Genomic DNA, 20,657 nt, shown 5'->3' on the forward strand with positions numbered 1-20,657 from the left:
CGTTCGGAGCCGGAGAACCCACTGCCGAAAATCCCGATCAACTCTCGTTCTCCCTACTCATCCCTTCCAGCGACGCCTTGCGGGAGCGGGTGGGTTCGCCGGGCATCTTCGGGTAGTCCGGTGGGTACGGGAGGTCGCCGAGGTCCCGGTCGCGGCGGTCGCGTTCGAACCAGTCGAGGGCGATGTCGAGGTCGTGGGCGACCGCGTCCAGCTCCCGATGCGGATCGCCGTGTTCGGCCAGCAGCGCGGGGACCGTGGCGAGGTCGAAGTCGTCCGGAGTCACCTCCGGCAGCTGCTCCCAGGTCAACGGCATGGACACCGTCGCCGCCGGGGTGCCGCGGATGGACCACGCGGAGGCGACCGTGCGATCCCGCGCCGCCTGGTTGAAGTCCAGGAAGACCCGCTGCCCGCGGTCCTCCTTCCACCAGGCGACGGTGGCCTGCCGCGGAATCCGGCGCTGCACCTCCCGCGCCAGCGCGATCACCGCGCGGCGCACCTGGATGAAGTCCCATCGCGGCGCGATCCGCACCAGCACGTGCACGCCCCGGCCGCCGGAGGTCTTCGGGTAGCCCACCAGCCCGGCCTCCGCCAGCACCTCGCGCAGGACCGCGGCGACCTCGACCGCCTCCGCGTACCCGGTGCCGGGCTGCGGGTCCAGGTCGATGCGCAGCTCGTCGGGGTGTTCCACATCGGCCGAGCGCACCGGCCACGGGTGGAAGTCCAGCGTGCCCAGACCGGCCGCCCACGCCAGCACGGCGGGTTCGGTGGGGAGCACGCTGTCCGCGGTGCGGCCGGACGGGAAGGTCACCCGCACCGAGCGGACCCACTGCGGAGCGCCCTTCGGCACCCGCTTCGCGTAGAACGGGTCGCCGGTGACGCCACCGGGGAACCGCTTCAACGTCGTCGGCCGGTCGCCGATCGCCCGCAGCAGCGGCTCGGCGACCGCGAGGTAGTAGCGCACGACCTGGAGCTTGGTGAAGCCCCGCTCCGGGAAGTACACCTTGTCCGGGTGGGACAGGCGCACCGTCCTGCCCTCGACGTCGAGTTCCAGCGGCGAATCGGCCATCCGCGCAGCTTAGGAGCATCCGGCCCCCGTTCGCGCGCGACGCCCGACTCGCCCCTGCCTGCGCGCACCCCCTCGGCGCTACCGTGAAGCCATGGCGCCAGCAGGCCACCCCACCGGTGATGAGCCCGACGCCCCGCGGGACGCGCGGGGCCGCTTCGCCGACGACCTGATCGGCCTGGACCCGCACGATCCGGAGGTCCAGGCGTTCGCCGAACACCTGGACCGGATGGAACGCCCCAACTCGAAGGCCACCGTCGAAGGCATGCTCAGCGGCGTGGAGGACTTCGCCCGCTGCGCCAACCGCGCCCAGGGGCACCGGCGGGTGATGGTGGTGCTCGTGGTGGTGCTGATCCTGCTCGGCGTGCTGGTCACGGTGTGGAACGCGGTGGGCTTCATGCTCGGCACGTTCCTGGCGCTCGCCGGTTGAGCGGGAGCTCACGGGCACTCGATCACCGGGAAGGGTTAGCGTGGACGCATGGAACCGGTTGCGGGCGCCACCCCGAAGGTCGTGAAGTCCGAGCAGGAGTGGCAGGAACAGCTCAACCCCTACGAGTACGCGGTGCTGCGCGAAGCGGCCACCGAACCGGCGTGGAGCGGCGAATACGTCGAGACCAAGACCGCGGGCATCTACGAATGCCGGGCGTGCGGGACGGAACTGTTCCGCAGCGAGACGAAGTTCGAATCGCACTGCGGCTGGCCGTCGTTCTACGACGCGCGCGACGCCGACTCGGTGATCCTGCGCGAGGACCGCTCGCACGGCATGGTCCGCGTCGAGGTGCTCTGCGCGAACTGCCAGAGCCACCTGGGCCACCTGTTCGAGGGCGAGGGCTACGCCACGCCCACCGACCAGCGCTACTGCATCAACTCCGTCGCCCTGCGCCACATCCCGGAGAGCTGACCCGCGGGGTCGGCTCTCGGTGACGGTCAGCGGAAGGCCGGCATCAGGTGCTCGGCGATCAGTTCGAGCTGGTCGGCGGCGCCGAGCACCCCGGGCAAGGTGAGCCCGGTGAACGCCCGCACCAGCGCGGTGTCGGTGACGGCCAGGATCAGGTGGTTCACGCCGGTGGGGGCGATGTCCCGCTCGATGCGCGCCGCGCACTCCTGCGGCGTGCCCGCGATGGACAGCTTCTCCGCGAGCTCCGGCGACGTGAGCTCGTAGGCCCGCGCGAGATCACCCGCGCCGACCGCGGCGACGATCTCGGTGAGCGACTCCGGTTCCACGCCGTTGCGGCGCAACTGCTCAGCGGGCATCGCCGACGCGTAGAGCCCGATCATGGCCCGCGCGGCCTGCTTCGCGGCCGCACCGTCCGGACCGGTCGCGAACACCACCCACGCCCCGATGTCGAGCTCCTGCCAATCCCGCCCGGCCCGTTCGGCACCGACGCGCACGTGCGCCACCAGGTAGTCGTAGGCCTCGCGGGTGCAGCTCAGCGCGTGGTGCACGCCGTCGGAGATCTCGCCCGCGGTCTGGAACGACTTCGGGCCGCGCATCGCGCCGAGCTTCACCGGCAGCCGCGGCTGCACCGGTTCCGCGAAGGTGAACAGCCCCTCGTAGCGGTAGAACTCGCCCGCGAAGGTGATCGACCGCTCGTCCAGGAACGTCCGGATCACGTGGTGCGCCTCGCGCACGCGCGACAGCGGGCGCGTCGTCGTCCAGTCGATGCCGTACTGCGCGAGCAACCCGAAGTTTCCGCTGGAGATCACGACCTCGGCCCGGCCGCCGGTGAGCTCGTCGAGGGTCGCGGCGGCCTGCGCGATCAGCGTCGGTTCGCGCAGCGTCACCGGCGAGAGGTTCGGGCCGAAGCGGATCCGCTCGGTGCGCCCGGCGGCGGCGGCGAACAGCAGCCACAGGTCCTTGTGCCAGGTCTCGTCGGCCGCGTAGGCGGCGTAGAAGCCCAGCTCATCGGCCCGCTCGATCGTCGCCAGGGACTCCTGGACCGGGTAGTCGGGCAGCATGACGTAGCTGAAGCGCATCGGGGCCCCTTCGACGCCGGCCAAGCCTCAGCACAGTGTCCGACCCGCGGCGGTGGACGCGAACCCGCCGGACGGGTAGATCCGTCTGCTACACAGAGTCCTTTCGTGGATCATGTGAAACGGTTCAGCGGAGCTCACATCGTGGAAGGAGGTGCCGTGCCCGTCGACGACACGCTGCGCTCGCTGCGGCACTGGCCCCGACTGCCCGCGCGGGCGGACGCGGCGACGGTGGCGGCCCGGCTCGCCGAAGCCATCGCGCTGGGCGTGCTGCCCGACGGCGAACCGCTCCCCCGCGGCGCGGACCTCGCGGCACTGCTCGGATGCCCGGACGGGACGGCGCGCGGGGCGCTCGGCGAGCTCGCCCGCGACGGGCTCGTGATCGCCTCCGACGCCGGCCCGCTGACCTGCCGACCCGCTGACCCGCTGCTGGTGGCCGGAGTAGCCAGGCTGGGCGAACTCGGCACGCACGAACTGCGGGAGATCTCCGACCAGCACTCCGCGGTGGCCGGAGCCGCCGCGCTGCTCGCCGCGGAACGCGCCACCACCGACGAGATCGACGCGCTGCGAGGACTCGCCGCCGACTTCGCGGCGGCCACCACCACTGCCGCGCGGCGCAGGCTCGACGGCCGGTTGCACATCGAGATCGCCGCCGCCGCGCAATCGTCCCGGCTGACCCACCAGGAGATCACGCTGCAAGCGGAGACCGGCGCGCTGCGCTGGCTGCCGTGGGCCGAGGCGATCCCGCACTCCGGCGAAGCCGAACAGCACGCGTCGATCCTCAGCGCCATCGCCGCCGGCGACGGGTTCCGGGCCCGCGCGCTCGCCGAGGAGCACGTGCGGGCCGGCATCCGGCGGCTCGTCGAATTCCGGTTGTGGTCCGCGGCGCGGCGGTGCGCCCGATGAGCGCCGCCGAGGACGCGGCCGAGCACATCGGCTCGCTGCTCGACAGCACGTTGCGGTGGTGCGCCGAGCTCGGCGAACGACTGCGCGCCGCGCACGCGGCGACCACGGCGCTGAGCACCGAAGACCTCTCCGCGCTGTGGGAACCGATCTTCGACCGGCTCGACGCCGAACCCGGCGAATTGGCGGGCACCGGCGTGATCCTCGCCGACGGCGTGCTCGCCGACCGCGCGCACTGGCTGGAGTGGTGGCAGCACCGCCCCGGCGACACGCCCCGATTCCTCCAGGTCGACCACGACCCGGACAGCGTCGGGTTCTACGACTACGCCACCGCGACCTGGTTCACCGCGCCCCGCGACTCCGGGTTGGGCGTCGCGGTGGGTCCCTACGTGGACTTCGCCGGCACCGACGAGTACCTGGTGACGCTCGCGATGCCCGTGCACGCCGGGGACCGGTTCCTCGGGGTGGCCGCCGCCGACCTGCGCACCGGCGAGTTCGAACGCGCGCTGCTGCGCCACCTCGACCCCGGGCTGCCACCCGCCGTGCTGGTCAACCAAGCCGACCGGGTGATCGCCTCGAACACCCCGCGGCGGCTGCCCGGAGCGCTGCTGACCGAAGGTCCGCTCGCCGCCGACCCGGGCCGACCGGTGCGCGCGGCGGAGCACGTCACCGGCCTGCCCTGGCGGATCGCCCAGGAACCGTGAAGACGATCAGGGGAGGCGGGGCAGCAGCTCCGCGGGCGCGACGCGCTTGCCGGTGAAGAACGGCGTCTCCTCGCGGACGTGCCTGCGCGCCTCGGTGTAGCGCATCTTCCACATCAAGTCGACGATGCGGTGCAGCTCCGGCGCCTCGAACGCGAGAATCCACTCGTAGTCGCCGAGCCCGAACGCGGGCACCGTGTTCGCCCGCACGTCCGGGTAGTCCCGCGCCGCCATGCCGTGGTCCTTGAGCATGGTGCGGCGTTCCTCGTCGGGAAGCAGGTACCAGTCGTAGGAGCGCACGAACGGGTACACGCAGATGAAGGCGCCCGGCTCCTCACCCATGATGAACGCGGGCAGGTGGCTCTTGTTGAACTCGGCGGGCCGGTGCGCCGCCACGTTGCTCCACACCGGGTCGGAGGCCTCGCCCAGCGTCGTGCCGCGGCGGAAACCGGCGTAGGCCTCCTGCAGGGCCTCGATCTTCTCCGCGTGCCACCAGATCATGAAGTCGGCGTCGGAGCGCATGCCCGACAGGTCGTACACACCGCGGACCTCGACGCCGGACTCCGCGAGGCCGTCGAGGTACTCCTGGGTGGCCTGCGCGGCCTTCTCCCGGTCCTCGGGCAACGCGCCCGGCTCGACCTGGAAGACCGACCACATGGTGTAGCGGATCGTCTCGTTGAGTTCGGAGTAGTTCACGCGCGCCATGGCTTCATCGTCCCACCACCGCCGGGTCAGCCGGTCGCGAGGTGCCGTGTGATGCCGCTCGCCGCGGCCTCACCGGTCGCCACGCAGGCGGGCACGCCGACGCCGTGCAGCGCAGCCCCCGCCAGCGCGAGGCCGCCGCCGTCGTCGGCCACGGCTCGCTCCACCTCGGCCACCAGGTCGAGGTGGCCGACGCCGTACTGCGGCAGCCCGCCGCCCCAGCGCACCACCACCGACTCCACCGGCTCCACCGCCACCCCGGTCACCTCGCGCAGGTCGGCCAGGACCCCGCGCAGCAGTTCCGCATCCGTGCGGCGCAGCAGCTCGCCCTGACCGGAGCGGCCCACCGAGCCGCGCACCAGCGGCGCACCGCCGGAACCGGTCAGGTGCGGCCACTTGCGGCTGGTGAAGGTGAAGGCCTTCGCGGTGAACGGAGTTCCGTCGGCGTGCACCTCGCCGCGGGCGATCAGGGTGCCGGACGCCGCGGGCAGCTCGGTGCCCGGCGGCAGCGCGAGGCCGAACACGGCCATCGAGGCCAGCTCGATGCGGCCGAGCAGTTCCGACGCGGACGGCACGACGTCGGCGAGCAGCTTGCGCGCCGAGGGCGGCGGCACCGCGAGCACCACCGCGTCCGCCACCAGCTGCTCCGGGGCGGGCGCCGAACCGATCTCCAGGCGCCACCCGGTGCCGTCGCGGCGCAGCGCGCGCACCGGCAGCCCCAGCCGCACCCGCGCCGCCGCGGACTTCACCAGCGCGTCGACGAGCTCGCCGTAGCCGTGGCGGAACGCGCCGAACACCGGCCTCTTGACGCCGTCCGGCGCCGGAGCGGGCAGGGCCGCCGCCGCGGCGGCGGTGATCGACTCGGCGCCGCCGTCGAGCGCGGCGGCCAGCGCCGGGATCGTCGCCCGCAACCCGAGTCCGTCCGCGCTGCCCGCGTACACACCGCCGAGCAGCGGTTCGACCAGCCGGTCCACCACCTCGTCGCCGACCCGGGACCGCAGCAGCCCACCGACCGAGGCGTCCGCGCCGCCCAGGTGCAGCGGCGGCAGCTCGGCCTCCGCGCGCACGGCGGCCAGCCCGGCCGGGGACAGCAGGTGCGCCACCGAATCGGCGCGCGCGGGCACGCCCATCACGGTGCCCGCGGGCAACGAGTGCAGTTCACCGCCCGCGCGCACCCGCGCGGCGGCCGGACCGGGATGCACCACCTGATCGGCGAGGCCGAGCTCGTCGGCGAGCCGCAGCACCTCGGGGCGCCGCGCCAGGAAGGCCTCCGCGCCCAGGTCGAGCTCGGTGCCCGCCAGCGGAACCGAGTGCAGCTTGCCGCCGAGCCGATCGGCCTGTTCGAGCAGGACGATCTCTGCGTCCGGGCCCAGGTCGCACCGCAGCCGGTGCGCCGCGACGAGCCCGCTGACACCACCGCCGACGACGGCGACCGTGGGCCCGCCGGTCAAGACCGGGCGCTCTCGGCGTGCACCTGCCGCACGACGGCGGTGAGCACGTCGGGATCGGTCGTGGGCAGCACTCCGTGGCCGAGGTTGAACAGGTGTCCGGCGGCGGCCGTGCCCTCGGCGAGGATGCGGCTCACCTCGCGCCGCACGGCGTCCTCCCCCGCGAACAGCACGGCCGGGTCCAGGTTGCCCTGCACGACCGGGTCGGAGCCGGGGTTCGCCGCGCGCAACCGCCGGGCCGCCTCGTCCAGCGGCACCCGCCAGTCCACGCCGACCACGTCGGCACCCGCGGACTGCATGTCGCCGAGCAGCTCTCCGGTGCCCACCCCGAAGTGGATCTTCGGCACGTCCGGCGCGGCCTCCGCGACCCCCTGGAAGATGCGCTCGCTGTGCGGCAGCACGAACTCGCGGTAGTCCCGCACCGACAGCGCGCCGGCCCAGGAGTCGAACAGCTGCACCGCATCGACCCCCGCGGCCAGCTGGGTGCGCAGGAACGTCAGCGTCGTGTCGGCGAGCTTCTCCAGCAGCGCGTGCCAGGTGGCCGGATCGGAGTGCATCAGGGCCTTGGTGCGCTCGTGGTTCCGGCTCGGCCCGCCCTCCACCAGGTAGGAGGCCAGCGTGAACGGCGCCCCGGCGAACCCGATCAGCGGCGTCTCGCCCAGCTCGGCCAGCAGCAGCCGCACGGCCTCGGCCACGGGGGCGACCTGCTCGACGTGCAGCTCCGGCAGCGCGGCCACGGCGGCGGCGTCGCGCACCGGCTCGGCCACCACCGGTCCGGTGCCCGCGACGATGTCCAGCCCGATGCCCGCCGCGTACAGCGGCAGCACGATGTCGCTGAACAGGATCGCCGCGTCCACTCCGTGGCGGCGCACCGGCTGCGCGGTGATCTCGCAGACCAGCTCCGGGGTCAGGCACGCCTGCAGCATCGGGGTGCCCTCGCGCACCTTCCGGTACTCCGGCAGCGAACGGCCGGCCTGGCGCATGAACCAGACGGGCGTGTGCCGCGGGGTGCCGCCGCGGGCGGCCACCAGCAGCGGGGCGTCGGTGAGGTCCCGGCGAGCCGAGACCGGGGCGGGTGAGGTCATCGGAGGCGCATCCGTACTCGGTCGAAGTGATGGGGGCTCGACGCGGGTGCGGGCGTCGGCCGAGCCGGCCACGGCTCAGGCCGACGGCCCTGTTCGAGCCGTTCCGGACATCTTCGCAGACGCCCGGACCGCCGGACGCGCGGGCAAGATCACGATCGCGGGTGGCGTCCGGCGTGGCGCCTACACCGCACCGATCCGGCCGCCTACAGTCCCCAGCCGTGACGGAGATGGCGGCGATGCCCGAGAGGTTCCAGCAGGCAGTGGCCGCGTTGGCCGCGCCGACTCCGCGCGCCGAGATCGAAGTGACCGAGGTTCGCCCACCGAAGCGGCTCGCACCGTGGGCGTACGCGGTCGCGGCCGAGGCGAACGGCCCGGCGGGCGAGCTGGCGACGGCCCGGTTGGTGCTGCTGCACGACCCCGACGGACCGGCGGCGTGGGCGGGCACGCTGCGGCTGGTGGTCTACCTCCGCGCGGAGCTCGATCCCGAGCTCGCCGCGGACCCCTTGCTCCCCGCCGTCGGCTGGTCCTGGCTGACCGAGGCGCTGGAGGATTCCGGGGCGGGACTCGACCTGCTGGGCGGGACGGTGACCCTGACCTCGTCGGCCCGCTTCGGCGACATCGCGGGCCCGCCGCGCAGCCACGACCTGGAGCTGCGCGGCTCGTGGACTCCGCACGAGGAGGGGCTGGACGCGCACGCGATGGCCTTCTACGAGCTGATGGCCAGCGCAACGGGCCTTCCCCCAGAGGGCGTCGCCGTGTTCGACCGCCGTTCGGCAGTCCGCGACGAGGCTTGAGTAGCGATCTTTAACGATCGGGATTCCCCTCACGAGGGCCGCGAAATCGCCCATAACCGGTTGCGCGCGCAAGCTTCTCACGATGCGCAATCAAGGTCTGTCGCACCAACACGCCATGGCGTTACGCCTAACCCCAAGACCCACCCAATTGAGTGACAAAAACGAACCGCTGTGACAACTCGATCGGGATAGATACCCGATTGATCGTCCCGCTGACCCGCTTGGGCGGTTACGCTGCCCCCGACGACACCACTTTCGGTCGATCAGTGGCGCGGCTGATTGGTCGAGAGTCCCGGTGCCGGTCGGGGGGCACGACCGACTCCAGGGAGGTAGTGACGTGGCTGCCGTCGGCTTAGGTCAGGCCGCTCGAACCACGCCCGCCGGCGCTTTGCCGGCCAACATGGTCCCGCACCCGCGGGAAGAGCTGTTCACGGTGCTCGTGGTGGACGATCATCCGCTGCTCCGGGAGGCCATCGCCGCCCGGTTGCTGCAGATGGGCGCCGGCACGGTGCACGAGGCCGCATCCATGGCCGAGGCCAGGGCTCGCGCTCTGGCCACCGGTCCGTGCGACCTCGCAATCCTCGATCTCGGGTTACCCGACGGGACCGGCATCGACCTGGTTACGGAACTACGTACCCAGGGCTGGCCGCGAATCGTGGTGCTCGCTTCGTCCGACGACCCCTATGCGGTCCGGGCCGCCTTCCAGGCAGGCGCTCAGGCGTACCTGCTGAAGTCGGCCTCGCCGATGGTCGTCACCGACGGAGTGCGCCGCGTACTCGACGGCGGCGTGTACGCCGATCCCAGTGTGGCTCCGGTGCTCGCTGCGGGCACTCGGGTCCCGGGGACCGACAACACGCCCCGGGAACTGTCCGGACGTGAGGTCGAGGTGCTGCAACTGGTGGCCGATGGCCGATCCAACAAGGAGATCGGTGAGGCGCTGAACCTCTCCGCTCTCACGGTGAAGTCTCACCTGTCGCGGATCGGCCGCAAGTTGGGCACCGGAGACCGGGCGCAGATGGTCGCCCTGGCCATGCGGGCCGGGGTGATCAGATGACCGGATGATCCTGATCGGGTGAATCGAGGTCCCACCGCGATCGTCGGGTCCGGTCGGGCACGGCGACCTCGGGCTGGTCGCACCCGCGGGCGGACCGCAACACGTAAGGTCTGATATCCGTGGAAGCTGCTTGCCCCGAGTCCGTCGAGCCCGACCGTCCCGAGCCGGTGCTGCTCACCGAGCCCGCTGACGGCGTACCGCCGGTAGTGGAGACTCCCGAAGCACTGGAGACCGCCGCGGCCGCACTGGCCGCGGGGAACGGTCCGGTCGCGGTGGACACCGAACGCGCGTCCGGATACCGGTACTCACAACGTGCCTACCTGGTGCAATTGCGCCGGGAAGGCGCGGGAACGGTACTGGTTGATCCGGTCGCGCTGGGCGGTGCCCTGGAACCGTTGAAAACGGCGTTGGCGGACACCGAATGGGTGCTGCACGCCGCCTCGCAGGACCTGCCCTGCCTGGCCGAACTCGACCTGCGCCCGCAACGGCTGTTCGACACCGAACTGGCCGGGCGGCTCGCCGGGTTCGACCGGGTCTCGCTGGGCACCCTCGTCGAACGCATGCTGGGTTACCGGTTGGAGAAGGGCCACAGCGCCGCCGACTGGTCGCGCCGGCCGCTGCCCGCCGACTGGCTGGTGTACGCCGCGCTCGACGTGGAACTCCTGATCGACCTGCGCACCGAGATGCACGCCGAGCTGAGCCGGCAGGGCAAGCTCGACTGGGCGTGGGAGGAGTTCGAAGCGGTCCGCAACGCCGAACCGCCTCGTCCGCGCGCCGAGCCGTGGCGCCGCACCTCCGGCATCCACCGGGTGCGCAACGCCCGCCAGCTCGCCGCCGTCCGCTCGCTGTGGGAGGTGCGCGACCGCATCGCCTCCGAGCGCGACATCGCACCGGGCCGGATACTGCCGGACTCCGCCGTGGTGCAGGCCGCGCAGGGCGACCCCAAGACCGAATCGGAGCTGACCGCGCTGCCGGTGTTCGGCGGCAGGCAGCAGCGCCGCCGCGCGTCGACGTGGCTGGGCGCGCTGCGCGCGGCCCGCGCGCTCCCCCAGGACGAGCTGCCGGTGGTCTCACCGCCGCAGGACGGTCCGCCGTCGCCGAACCGGTGGGCCGATCGCGATCCCGCCGCTGCGGCCCGGCTGTCGGCCGCCAGGGCCGCGATGTCGGCCATCGCCGAGGAGCACGACCTGCCCCTGGAGAACCTGCTGCTGCCGGACCTGCTGCGGCGGCTGTGCTGGACGCCGCCGGAGGACACCGGTGTGGCGTCGGTCGAGGCGCGACTGCGGGAGCGGGGCGCGCGGGAGTGGCAGATCGGGCTGACCGCGTCGGTGCTGAGCACCGCGCTGCAGGCCGCGCCGGAACGCTCGCGCTCCGACTGACGACGCCGGGAGCTACCGGCTCGCCGGAGGTCGGCCGTCCGGCCTCCGGCGTTCCATGACGATCGTGTCGCGCCACCGCCCGTGCAGGCGGCCGATGCGCTCGCGGACGCCGACGGTGCGGAAGCCCGCGTTGCGGTGCAGAGCGAGGCTGCCGCGGTTCTCCGGGAACAGCGAGCACTGCAAGGTCCACAGCCCGGCCTCGTCGGCGGCGGCGATCTGGTGCCGCAGCAGCGCCGCGCCCACTCCGCGACCGCGCGCGGCGGCTCCGACGTAGATCGAGGTCTCCGCGACGCCCGCGTAGCAGTCGCGCGCGGAGACCGGGGTCAGCGCCGCCCACCCGGCGACGGCGCCGTCCAGCTCGGCCACCCAGCGGTGCTCCGGCACCCACTTCGCCGCCAGTTCCGCGGGCGGCGGGACTTCGCGCTCGAAGGTGGCGTCGCCGGTGGCGATCCCTTCGCCGTAGATCCGCCGCACCGCCGGCCAGTCGCCGGGTTCCAGCGCTCGCACCGCGACGTCCTCGGCGGGCCCCTCGGCGGCGCCGGGGCGTGCCGGGGGCAGGCCGAGAACCAGGTCCAGGACCGGGGCGCCGTCGGTTCGGCGGGCGGTGCTCACCGCGACGCGGGTGGTGGTGCCCTCCTTGCTCAGCACCACGTATCCGCCGTCGGCGAGCCTGCGCAGGTGGTGCGAGCAGGTGGACTGGCCGAGGCCGAGCCGACCGGCGAGCTCGCCCACGGTGCTCGGCCCGCCGGAGGCGACGGCGTGCAGCAGCAGGACGCGGGTCGGGTCGCCGAGGCAGGCGAACCGGGCGGCGCAGGCCGCGGCTTCTGCGGCCGGGAACACCGGCACCTCGTCGATCATCGCCCGATGATGCGAGCCGCCGCCGACCTGGTCAATCGAATCCCGTCGATGCGGCCTGGTCCGCGCCGCGCGACCCGGCGGCCGGCGGCGGAACGAGTACGTTGGCCGTGCGCCCGGCGCCGTGATCGCCAGGCCGCCACCACCGCCGGAGCGCCTGTGATCGACCCGACACGAGCGCTTCGCCCCACACCCGGTGGTTACCCACGGGTAATAAGCGCTAGAGTGGCTGTTACCGGCCAGTAGCGGCGGGGCCCGCACCCGCCCGGAACAGGGTCGATCGCCGCCGAGCCGGTCCGGAACTCGCACAACGCAGGACCCACACAGTGAGGAGCACGCCGTGGTCGCACCCGCGTCGGCACCAGCCGACCCGCGCAGCGCACGTGCCGTACGGGACGTGGTCTTCGTCGACGGCGTCCGCACGCCGTTCGGCAAGGCAGGCAAGAAGGGCATCTACGCCGAGACCCGCGCCGACGATCTGGTCGTCAAGGTCATCCGCGAGCTGCTGCGGCGCCACCCGGAACTGCCGCCGGAACGCATCGACGAGGTCGCCATCGCCGCGACCACGCAGACCGGTGACCAGGGCCTGACCATCGGCCGCAGCGCCTCGCTGCTGGCGGGCCTGCCCCAGTCGGTGCCCGGCTTCGCCATCGACCGCATGTGCGCGGGCGCCATGACCGCCGTGACCAGCATCGCCGGCGGCATCGGCTTCGGCGCCTACGACATCGCCATCGCCGGCGGCGTCGAGCACATGGGCAACCACCCCATGGGCGAGGGCGTGGACCCCAACCCGCGCTACGTCGCCGACAACGTCGTCGACCCGTCCGCGCTGGTCATGGGCTCCACCGCGGAGAACGTGCACGACCGCTACCCCAGCCTCACCAAGGAGCGCACCGACGCCTACGCGGCGCTGAGCCAGCAGCGCTACGAGCAGGCGCAGCTCGCGGGCAAGATCGCCGCCGACCTCGTCCCGGTCTCCACCCGCTCCGGTGAGCAGGGCTGGGGCCTGGCCACGGCCGACGAGCCGCCGCGCCCCGGCACCACCGTCGAAGCCCTCGCCGGGCTCAAGACGCCGTTCCGGCCGCACGGCCGGGTCACGCCGGGCAACGCCGCAGGCCTCAACGACGGCGCCACCGGTTGCGTGCTCGCCGACGCCGAGACCGCTCGCGAACTGGGCCTGCCGATCGGCATGAAGCTCGTCGGCTACGCCTTCGCGGGCGTGGAGCCGGAGGTCATGGGCGTCGGGCCGATCCCCGCGACGGAGAAGGCGCTCAAGCGCGCCGGGCTCAGCATCGAGGACATCGGGCTGTTCGAGCTCAACGAGGCGTTCGCCGTGCAGGTGCTGGCCTTCCTGGAGCACTTCGGCATCGCCGACGACGACGCGCGGGTCAACCCGTGGGGCGGCGCCATCGCCTGCGGTCACCCGCTGGCGTCCTCCGGCGTGCGGCTGATGACGCAGCTGTCCCGCCACTTCGCCGAGCACCCCGAGGTGCGCTACGGCCTGACCTCCATGTGCATCGGTTTCGGCATGGGCGGCACGGTCATCTGGGAGAACCCGAACTTCGACACCGCAGGGGGCGCGAAGTGAGCACGCAGACCGACTTCGCAGCACTGTTCCCGGACGAGGTCGTCACCCAGGCCCACACCCGGCTGCTCGACGTCCCCGGGCTCAGCGGCAAGCTCGCGCTGATCACCGTCGACAACGGTCACGACCACACCCGTCCGTCCACCTTCGGGCCGGGCGGGCTGACCGCGCTGAACACCGCGCTGGACGAGGCGTTCGCCGCCGAGCCCGCCGCGATCGCGGTCACCGGCAAGCCGTTCGTGTTCGCCGTCGGCGCCGACCTCTCCGGCGTCACCCAGATCGCGGAGCGGGAGCACGCCCACCAGGTCGCGCAGACCGGGCACGACGTGTTCCGCCGGCTCACCGAGTCGACCATCCCCACCTTCGCGTTCGTCAACGGCGCGGCGCTGGGCGGCGGCCTGGAGCTGGCGCTGTCCTGCCACTACCGCACCGTCTCCGATGGCGTGGGCGCGATCGCGTTCCCCGAGTGCTTCCTCGGCCTGTTCCCGGGCTGGGGCGGCACCCAGCTGCTGCCGAACCTGATCGGCGCGGACGCCGCGGTCAGCGTGATCATCGAGAACGCGCTGAACCAGAACAAGATGCTCAATGCCAAGAAGGCCACCGGCCTGGGCATCTTCGACGCCCAGCTGGAGAGCGCGGACTTCCTGGAGGAGTCGGTGCGCTGGGCCGTGCGCGTCATCAACGGCGAGCAGACCGTGCAGCGCGCCGAGATCGACCGCGGCCAGGCCTGGGACGACGCGGTGAACCGCGCCAAGGGCATCGTCGAGGCCCGCACCCAGGGTGCATCCCCCGCCGTCACCAAGGCCGTCGAGCTCATCGAGCTGGCCCGCGGCAACGACCTCGACGCCGGCTACGCGGCGGAGACCGAGGCGCTCACGGACGCGTTGATGTCCGACGAGCTGCGCGCCGGGCTGTACTCGTTCGACCTGACCCAGAAGCGCGCGAAGCGCCCGGCCGGGGCCCCGGACAAGAAGCTCGCCCGCGAGGTCAAGAAGGTCGGCGTCGTCGGCGCCGGTCTGATGGCCGGGCAGCTCGCGCTGCTGTTCGTGCGCCGCCTGAAGGTGCCGGTGGTCATCACCGACATCGACCAGGAGCGCATCGACAAGGGCGTCGGCTACATCCACGGCGAGATCGACAAGCTCGCCGCGAAGGGCCGGCTGTCCCCGGACGCCACGAACCGGCTCAAGGCGCTCGTCACCGGTTCGCTGGACAAGTCCGCGTTCGGCGACGCCGACTTCGTCATCGAAGCGGTCTTCGAGGAGCTGTCGCTCAAGCAGAAGGTGTTCGGCGAGCTGGAGGGCTACGTCTCGCCCGAGGCGATCCTGGCCACCAACACCTCGTCGCTGTCGATCAGCGAGATGGCCTCGCAGCTGAAGAACCCCGAGCGGGTCGTGGGCTTCCACTTCTTCAACCCGGTCGCGGTGCTGCCGCTGCTGGAGATCGTGCGCGGCGACAAGACCGACGACGCCTCGCTGGCCACCGCGTTCTCGGTGAGCAAGCAGCTCAAGAAGTCCAGCGTGCTGGTCAAGGACGCCCCGGCGTTCGTGGTGAACCGGCTGCTGACCCGCTTCATGGGCGAGATCATCGCCGCCGTCGACGAAGGCACCCCCTTCGACGTCGCCGACCGCGCGCTGACCCCGTTGGGCCTGCCGATGAGCCCGCTGGTGCTGCTGCAGCTCGTCGGCCCGGCCGTCGCGCAGCACGTCAACGAGACGATGCACGCGGCCTACCCGGACCGGTTCGGGATCAGCGAGAACCTGCAGCGGTTCGTCAAGGCCGGCAAGACCGCCGTGTGGCAGCAGGACGAGCAGGGCGGCCAGGTCGTCGACCCCGAGGTCGTCGCGCTCTGGGAGCAGGGTTCGAACCCGTCCACGTCCGAGCAGGTGCGGGACCGGGCATTGCAGGCGCTGGCCCAGGAAGCGCAGCTGATGCTCGACGAGGGCGTCGTCGCCGAGGCGCAGGACCTGGACCTGTGCATGCTGCTCGGCGCGGGCTGGCCGTTCTGGCTGGGCGGCATCACCGCCTACCTGGACCGCGCGGGCATCTCCGAGCAGGTCAACGGCAAGCGCTTCCTGCCGAAGGGCGCGGCTTCGCTGCCCGCCTGATCGCGGAAACCGCACGAAGGGCCGGGATGGGCACGTCCATCCCGGCCCTCGCCGTCCGATGCGGTGGATCTTCACACCTGTCCGGTGATCGTCGCGGCTACGAAGAACCGGTGTTCTCACTGGCGGTGATGTAGTCCCCGGCCCCGATCGTGCCTAAGCTGGAGCTGTCACGATGGAGCCCGTCCCCAGGAAACGAGGTGATGACCGGTGGTCGCGCCGATGCAGCACGAGCTCGGGCCGTTCACGGTCGCGGACTGGCACGCGCTCCCCCCTCGTGAAGACGGCTCGCGCCTTGAACTGATCGAGGGCTACTGGCTCGTGACACCCGCACCATCCGGACAGCACCAATTCGCGGAAAAGCGCGTCGTGAACCTGCTGGACTCCGCCATAGCCGCCGCCGAAGAGGCCACCTCCCCAGCCGAGCGGCAAGAACTCACCGCGCTGAGCGGAATCAGCGTGGAGGTCAGCACAGCGGATCGCACGGGGATCATCCCCGACTTCGCGGTGCTGGCCGTTGCGCCCGTCGGTACGACGTTCAGGCCTTCGGACGCCCTGCTCATCGGAGAGATCTGGTCACCCGGCAACACGTTCGCCGAGCAACGCCGGAAATTCGAGGCCTGCGAGCGCGAGAAGATCCCCTTCTTCTGGAGCATCGCCCAGGACAACCTCGGGCCCACTGAACTCGTGACTTACCGGCTCATCGGGCGGCGTTACGAGCAGGAGAATCACCTCAAGCTCGGGGACGGCGCGCTGGCGATCACGGCCAGCCCGGTTCCGGTCGAGGTCGACATCGCGCACCTCCGCTACTCGCGCCGATAGACACGCCAGCGTCGTACTCCCGATCACTTTTCGACCGGTAGTTCCACGTGCACGATGAGGCCGCCGTTCGAGACCGGGTCGGCAGTCACCCGGCCGCCGTGGGCGATGACGGCGGCTCGGACGATGGACAGGCCCAGGCCGGCGCCGGTGCGGGCGGTGCGCTGCACGCCCGCTCGACGGAACGGGTCGAACAGCGCGTCCACCTGATCGGGGTCGATCAGCGGGCCCGAGGAGGACACGCGCAGCAGCGCCGAACGCCCGCTGGTCGCCGTCACGACCTCGACCCAGCCGCCGTCGACGTTGTGGCGCACGGCGTTCTCCAGCAGGTTCTCCGCTACCCGTTCCAGCAGCGCCGGATCGCCCAGCACGAACACCGGCTCGCCGTGGCAGATGATCCGCACCGACCGCGCCTGCGCCTCGGCCTCGACGCCGCGCCGGGCTCGGACCGCGACCTCGTGGAGGTCCACCCGCTCCCGCTCCGCCAGCTCCGAGCCGTCCGTGCGGGCCAGCAGCAGCAACGACTCCACCAGGCGTTCGGCGCGCGCCGCGGCCTCGCGCAGCACCGCGGCCATCCGGCGCAGCTCCTCGGCGTCCGCGTCGGGATCGGTGAGCGTCACGTCCAGCTCGGTGCGGATCACCGCCAGCGGGGTGCGCAGCTCGTGGCTGGCGTTGGCGACGAACCGGCGCTGCGAGTCGAACGCCGCCTGCAGCCGGTCCAGCATCGCGTCGAAGGTGTCGGCGAGCTCCGCGACCTCGTCGCGCGGGCCGCTCAGCACGATCCGCTCGTCCAGCGACTCCGCGGACAACCGGCGCGCCGAATCCGTGACCTCGTGCAACGGGCGCAGCACCCGGCCGGTGACCGTCCACGCCAGCACCGCCGCCGCCAGCACCACGGCGACGAACGCGACACCGCCGACGACGAGCACCTGCTCCCGCGCGGTGGAGCGCAACGCGGCGCCCAGCTGCTCGGCGGGCACCTCGGCGTCGCCGAGCCGCACCCGGCCGCCCGCGGGCAGCCGCGGCACCCCGGCGACGACGTTGCCCACCAGCATCCAGCCCAGCCACAGCAGCAGGGCGCTCACCGCGGCGACCAGGCCGGTCGCCAGCAAGGTCAGCCGGGCTCGCAGTCCCGGACCTCGGCGGTGCGACGGCCGCAGCGGCGGTGCCGTTCGGGCCACGTTCACGACCCGGCGTGCTCGGCGCGGCCCGCCGTGGGCACCCGGTAGCCGGAGCCGACGACGGTGTCGATGACGCCGGGCTCCCCCAGCTTCTTGCGCAAGGTCATCATCGTGACCCGCACGGTCGTGGTGAACGGGTCCGCGTGCTCGTCCCACACCCGTTCGAGCAGCTCCTCCGAGCTGACCACGGCCCCGCCCGCGGCGAGCAGCACCTCCAGGACGCCGAACTCCTTGCGGGTCAGGTCGACCTCGGCACCGCCGCGCAGCACCACCCGGCGCGCCGGGTCCAGCGACAGCCCGAGCGCGATCAGCAGCGGAGGCACCGCCGGGGTCGCGCGCCTGCCCAGCGCGCGCACCCGCGCGGTCAGCTCCGGGAAGGCGAACGGCTTCGCCAGGTAGTCGTCCGCGCCCAGCGACAGCCCGTCCACCCGGTCCTGCACGGTGCCGCTGGCGGTCAGCATCAGCACCCGCGTGAGCTCGCCGGAGTCCACCACCTCGCGGCACAGCTCATCGCCCGACATCACCGGCAGGTCGCGGTCCAGCACGATCACGTCGTAGCGGGTGATCGACGCCTTCTCCTGGCCGCCCTCGCCGTCGTAGGCGACGTCGACGGCCATGCCCTCCCGGCGCAGCCCACGGGCGATCGCGTCCGCCAGCGGCTGCTCGTCCTCGACCACAAGGATTCGCACCCGTTCACCGTGCCACAACGGGCACGAGCGGGGATCACCAGCGGTGGGCGACCGGTCCGGCCGCCCACCGCCGAGGGCTCACGCCTCGCGGCGAACGGGGCTGTCGAGCTCGTTGTCCTGCTGCGCCGTGCGGATCCGGTCGGCGAACCACTCCGTGATGCGCCGCGCCACGTCCTGCTCGGTCAGGCCCAGCTCCGCGAGCACCTGCTCGCGCGAGGCGTGCAGCAGGAACTCGTTGGGCACCGCGAGATCGCGCAACGGCACGTCCACCCCGGCGTCGCGCAGCGCGGCGGCCAGCGACCAGCCGAAACCACCGTTGCGCCCGGAGTCCTCCAGCGTCACGACCAGCTTGTGCTCGGCGGCCATCGCGACGACCTGCTCCGGCACCGGCTTCATCCAGCGCGGGTCGACGACGGTGACCCCGATGCCCTGCGCGGCCAGCCGCCGCGCCGCGGCCACCGCGGTCTCGCCGAACGCGCCGACGACCGCGAGCAGCACATCGCCGTCCTCGCCGCCGGCGGGACGGTGCAGCACGTCCACACCGCCGACGCGCTCCAGCGCGGGCACCTCCTCGATCACGGAGCCCTTCGAGAACCGCACCACCGTCGGCCCGTCGTCGACGGCGACGGCCTCGCGCAGCTCCTCGCGCAGCGTCACCGCGTCGCGCGGCGCCGCCACCCTGATGCCGGGGATCACGTTGAGGATCGACAGGTCCCACATGCCGTTGTGGCTGGCCCCGTCGTCACCGGTGACCCCGGAGCGGTCCAAGGTGACCGTCACCGGCTGGCGGTGCAGCGCCACGTCCATCAGCAGCTGGTCGAACGCGCGGTTCAGGAACGTCGAGTACACCGCGAACACCGGGTGCAACCCGCCCATCGCCATGCCCGCCGCCGACGTCATGGCGTGCTGCTCGGCGATGCCCACGTCGAAGCACCGGTCCGGGTAGGCCTTGGCGAACTTGTCCAGCCCCGTCGGTCCGAGCATGGCGGCCGTCATCGCGACCACGTCGGAACGCTCGCCGCCGATGCGCACGAGTTCCTCGGAGAACACGTTCGTCCAGCTCTTCGGCGTCGGCGAGGTCGGCACCCCCGTCTCCGGGTCGATCACCTTGACCTGGTGCATCTGGTCGGCCTCGTGGTTCTCCGCCGGGGCGAAGCCGTTGCCCTTGCGGGTCACCGCGTGCACGATCACCGGACCGCCGAAGGAGCGCGCCATGGTCAGCGCCTGCTCCATGGCCTTCATGTCGTGGCCGTCGACCGGCCCGAGGTACTTGATGCCGAGGTCGGAGAACATGACCTGCGGGCTGAACGCGTCCTTGAGCCCCGACTTCGCGGCGTGCAGCCCGGTGTAGAGCGGGCGCCCCACGACCGGCAGGTTGCGCAGCGTGCTGCGACCGCGCTCCAGCGCCTTCTCGTAGCCCGGGTTGAGCCGCAGCGCCGACAGGTGCTCCGCGAAACCACCGATGGTGGGCGCGTAGGAGCGGCCGTTGTCGTTGACGACGATGACCAGCGGGCGTTCCTGGTCGGCCGCGATGTTGTTCAGCGCCTCCCAGCACATGCCGCCGGTGAGCGCGCCGTCGCCGACGACCGCCACCGCGTGCCGCCCACCGCCGGTGAGCTGGAACGACCGCGCCAGCCCGTCGGCGTAGGACAGCGAGGTGGAGGCGTGCGAATTCTCCACCAGGTCGTGCTCGCTCTCGGCGCGCGACGGGTAGCCGGACAGGCCGTCCCGCTTGCGCAGCCGGTCGAAGCCTTCCTGCCTACCGGTCACGATCTTGTGCACGTACGCCTGGTGCCCGGTGTCGAAGACCACCGCGTCCCGCGGCGAGTCGAAGACCCGGTGCAGGGCCAGCGTGAGCTCCACCGCGCCCAGGTTCGGGCCGAGGTGCCCACCTGTGCGGGACACCTTCTGGATCAAGAAGGACCGGATCTCAGCGGCCAGCTCCACCAGCTCACCGTGCTCCAGGCGTTTCAGGTCGTCCGGACCTTGCACGGATTCCAGCAGCGTCACCGCTCCACCTCGTTCGTCATCCCGCGTCACTTGCCTTCACCACCCGTGCGGGGGGCCGCGCGACGGCCGGGCGCACCCCTGGGGGACCGGCGACCAGTCTACGGAGCATGACCACCCGCTCGGGACAAGGTACGCAGCAACCGCGATGAGTGAGATCACCGGGCCGGAGGACCGCGGCAGGCGCGGGACCGGCGGCTACCGCCGCGATGCGGCGTTCGGAACCCGCTCGAACGCCGGGATTTCCTCCGGTCGAGGGGAGCAATCACCACCCGTTCCGAGTAACGCGAACACGGAACGTCCTCGAATCCGGGCA

19 protein-coding genes are annotated in these 20,657 nt (G+C 72.3%); 10 read left to right on the forward strand and 9 right to left on the reverse strand.

Annotation, left to right across the window (positions count from 1 at the left end; translation table 11 throughout):
• Window positions 1-37 precede the first annotated feature (37 nt).
• Window positions 38-1,066: a non-homologous end-joining DNA ligase gene (gene ligD / locus ACWD38_RS16825; RefSeq protein WP_450124395.1), complete on the reverse strand. Its 1,029-nt coding sequence runs from the start codon at window positions 1,064-1,066 to the stop codon at window positions 38-40.
• A 91-nt stretch (window positions 1,067-1,157) separates the two neighbouring features.
• On the opposite strand from ligD, the gene ACWD38_RS16830 reads away from it, so the two are divergent.
• On the forward strand, window positions 1,158-1,493 hold the full coding sequence (locus tag ACWD38_RS16830) for a hypothetical protein (protein WP_184477990.1): 336 nt from the start codon (window positions 1,158-1,160) through the stop codon (window positions 1,491-1,493).
• Window positions 1,494-1,541: 48 nt separating this feature from the next.
• Window positions 1,542-1,964, forward strand: coding sequence for a peptide-methionine (R)-S-oxide reductase MsrB (msrB, locus tag ACWD38_RS16835; RefSeq protein ID WP_184477989.1), 423 nt, complete (start codon window positions 1,542-1,544; stop codon window positions 1,962-1,964).
• A 26-nt stretch (window positions 1,965-1,990) separates the two neighbouring features.
• Here msrB and ACWD38_RS16840 read toward each other — a convergent pair whose 3' ends face one another.
• On the reverse strand, window positions 1,991-3,040 hold the full coding sequence (locus tag ACWD38_RS16840; RefSeq protein WP_450124396.1) for an LLM class flavin-dependent oxidoreductase: 1,050 nt from the start codon (window positions 3,038-3,040) through the stop codon (window positions 1,991-1,993).
• Between the two features lie 156 nt (window positions 3,041-3,196).
• On the opposite strand from ACWD38_RS16840, the gene ACWD38_RS16845 reads away from it, so the two are divergent.
• Complete coding sequence (locus ACWD38_RS16845; protein ID WP_450124397.1) at window positions 3,197-3,943, forward strand: FadR/GntR family transcriptional regulator; 747 nt, start codon at window positions 3,197-3,199, stop codon at window positions 3,941-3,943.
• Complete coding sequence (locus ACWD38_RS16850; protein WP_450124398.1) at window positions 3,940-4,644, forward strand: PDC sensor domain-containing protein; 705 nt, start codon at window positions 3,940-3,942, stop codon at window positions 4,642-4,644. Before ACWD38_RS16845 ends, ACWD38_RS16850 begins: the two co-directional genes overlap by 4 nt.
• A gap of 6 nt (window positions 4,645-4,650) precedes the next feature.
• Here the strand turns inward: ACWD38_RS16850 and hemQ are convergent, their stop codons facing one another.
• Genes hemQ through hemE form a run of 3 tightly spaced genes read right to left on the reverse strand, consistent with a single transcriptional unit; the run spans window position 4,651 to window position 7,876 of the window.
• Window positions 4,651-5,346 (reverse strand): hydrogen peroxide-dependent heme synthase, encoded by a 696-nt coding sequence (gene hemQ / locus ACWD38_RS16855; RefSeq protein WP_184477985.1) that lies wholly within the window; start codon window positions 5,344-5,346, stop codon window positions 4,651-4,653.
• 26 nt (window positions 5,347-5,372) lie between these two features.
• Entirely contained in the window at window positions 5,373-6,794 is a 1,422-nt protein-coding gene (hemG, locus tag ACWD38_RS16860) for a protoporphyrinogen oxidase (protein ID WP_450124399.1), read from the reverse strand.
• Window positions 6,791-7,876, reverse strand: a complete 1,086-nt coding sequence (gene hemE, locus ACWD38_RS16865; RefSeq protein ID WP_184477983.1) for a uroporphyrinogen decarboxylase — start codon at window positions 7,874-7,876, stop codon at window positions 6,791-6,793. Before hemE ends, hemG begins: the two co-directional genes overlap by 4 nt.
• Before the next feature lie 218 nt (window positions 7,877-8,094).
• On the opposite strand from hemE, the gene ACWD38_RS16870 reads away from it, so the two are divergent.
• The 3 genes from ACWD38_RS16870 (at window position 8,095) to ACWD38_RS16880 (ending at window position 11,103) form a co-directional block, all read left to right on the forward strand.
• Window positions 8,095-8,670 (forward strand): DUF3000 domain-containing protein, encoded by a 576-nt coding sequence (locus ACWD38_RS16870; RefSeq protein WP_425503534.1) that lies wholly within the window; start codon window positions 8,095-8,097, stop codon window positions 8,668-8,670.
• 337 nt (window positions 8,671-9,007) lie between these two features.
• Window positions 9,008-9,724 carry a response regulator gene (locus ACWD38_RS16875; protein ID WP_037304891.1) on the forward strand — a complete coding sequence of 239 codons (717 nt, stop codon included), beginning with the start codon at window positions 9,008-9,010 and terminating at the stop codon, window positions 9,722-9,724.
• A gap of 113 nt (window positions 9,725-9,837) precedes the next feature.
• Entirely contained in the window at window positions 9,838-11,103 is a 1,266-nt protein-coding gene (locus ACWD38_RS16880) for an HRDC domain-containing protein (RefSeq protein WP_184484935.1), read from the forward strand.
• Between the two features lie 12 nt (window positions 11,104-11,115).
• Here the strand turns inward: ACWD38_RS16880 and ACWD38_RS16885 are convergent, their stop codons facing one another.
• The gene (locus ACWD38_RS16885) at window positions 11,116-11,961 is read right to left on the reverse strand and encodes a GNAT family N-acetyltransferase (RefSeq protein WP_184477982.1); all 846 of its coding nucleotides are present in this window, start codon (window positions 11,959-11,961) and stop codon (window positions 11,116-11,118) included.
• A 337-nt stretch (window positions 11,962-12,298) separates the two neighbouring features.
• Between ACWD38_RS16885 and ACWD38_RS16890 the strand changes: the two genes are divergently transcribed.
• The 3 genes from ACWD38_RS16890 (at window position 12,299) to ACWD38_RS16900 (ending at window position 16,467) form a co-directional block, all read left to right on the forward strand.
• Window positions 12,299-13,546 carry a thiolase family protein gene (locus ACWD38_RS16890; protein ID WP_343071267.1) on the forward strand — a complete coding sequence of 416 codons (1,248 nt, stop codon included), beginning with the start codon at window positions 12,299-12,301 and terminating at the stop codon, window positions 13,544-13,546.
• Entirely contained in the window at window positions 13,543-15,648 is a 2,106-nt protein-coding gene (locus tag ACWD38_RS16895) for a 3-hydroxyacyl-CoA dehydrogenase NAD-binding domain-containing protein (RefSeq protein WP_184477981.1), read from the forward strand. The genes ACWD38_RS16890 and ACWD38_RS16895 overlap by 4 nt, the downstream gene beginning before the upstream one ends.
• 207 nt (window positions 15,649-15,855) lie before the next feature.
• Window positions 15,856-16,467 (forward strand): Uma2 family endonuclease, encoded by a 612-nt coding sequence (locus ACWD38_RS16900; RefSeq protein ID WP_343071266.1) that lies wholly within the window; start codon window positions 15,856-15,858, stop codon window positions 16,465-16,467.
• Between the two features lie 23 nt (window positions 16,468-16,490).
• Here ACWD38_RS16900 and ACWD38_RS16905 read toward each other — a convergent pair whose 3' ends face one another.
• The 3 genes from ACWD38_RS16905 to dxs form a co-directional block, all read right to left on the reverse strand.
• Window positions 16,491-17,645: a sensor histidine kinase gene (locus ACWD38_RS16905; RefSeq protein WP_343071265.1), complete on the reverse strand. Its 1,155-nt coding sequence runs from the start codon at window positions 17,643-17,645 to the stop codon at window positions 16,491-16,493.
• 2 nt (window positions 17,646-17,647) lie between these two features.
• The gene (locus tag ACWD38_RS16910; protein WP_184477980.1) at window positions 17,648-18,334 is read right to left on the reverse strand and encodes a response regulator; all 687 of its coding nucleotides are present in this window, start codon (window positions 18,332-18,334) and stop codon (window positions 17,648-17,650) included.
• A 78-nt stretch (window positions 18,335-18,412) separates the two neighbouring features.
• Window positions 18,413-20,344 (reverse strand): 1-deoxy-D-xylulose-5-phosphate synthase, encoded by a 1,932-nt coding sequence (gene dxs / locus ACWD38_RS16915; RefSeq protein ID WP_184477979.1) that lies wholly within the window; start codon window positions 20,342-20,344, stop codon window positions 18,413-18,415.
• Window positions 20,345-20,657: the final 313 nt, after the last annotated feature.

The sequence above is a fragment of the Saccharopolyspora sp. NPDC002578 genome, from assembly GCF_053592695.1.

Coding starts and splice junctions, on each gene's coding strand:
- hemE (WP_184477983.1), bottom strand. CDS start 7,876: ATGACCTCACCCGCCCCGGTCTCGGCTCGCCGGGACCTCACCGACGCC.
- ACWD38_RS16885 (WP_184477982.1), bottom strand. CDS start 11,961: ATGATCGACGAGGTGCCGGTGTTCCCGGCCGCAGAAGCCGCGGCCTGC.
- ACWD38_RS16830 (WP_184477990.1), top strand. CDS start 1,158: ATGGCGCCAGCAGGCCACCCCACCGGTGATGAGCCCGACGCCCCGCGG.
- ligD (WP_450124395.1), bottom strand. CDS start 1,066: ATGGCCGATTCGCCGCTGGAACTCGACGTCGAGGGCAGGACGGTGCGC.
- ACWD38_RS16840 (WP_450124396.1), bottom strand. CDS start 3,040: ATGCGCTTCAGCTACGTCATGCTGCCCGACTACCCGGTCCAGGAGTCC.
- hemQ (WP_184477985.1), bottom strand. CDS start 5,346: ATGGCGCGCGTGAACTACTCCGAACTCAACGAGACGATCCGCTACACC.
- msrB (WP_184477989.1), top strand. CDS start 1,542: ATGGAACCGGTTGCGGGCGCCACCCCGAAGGTCGTGAAGTCCGAGCAG.
- ACWD38_RS16850 (WP_450124398.1), top strand. CDS start 3,940: ATGAGCGCCGCCGAGGACGCGGCCGAGCACATCGGCTCGCTGCTCGAC.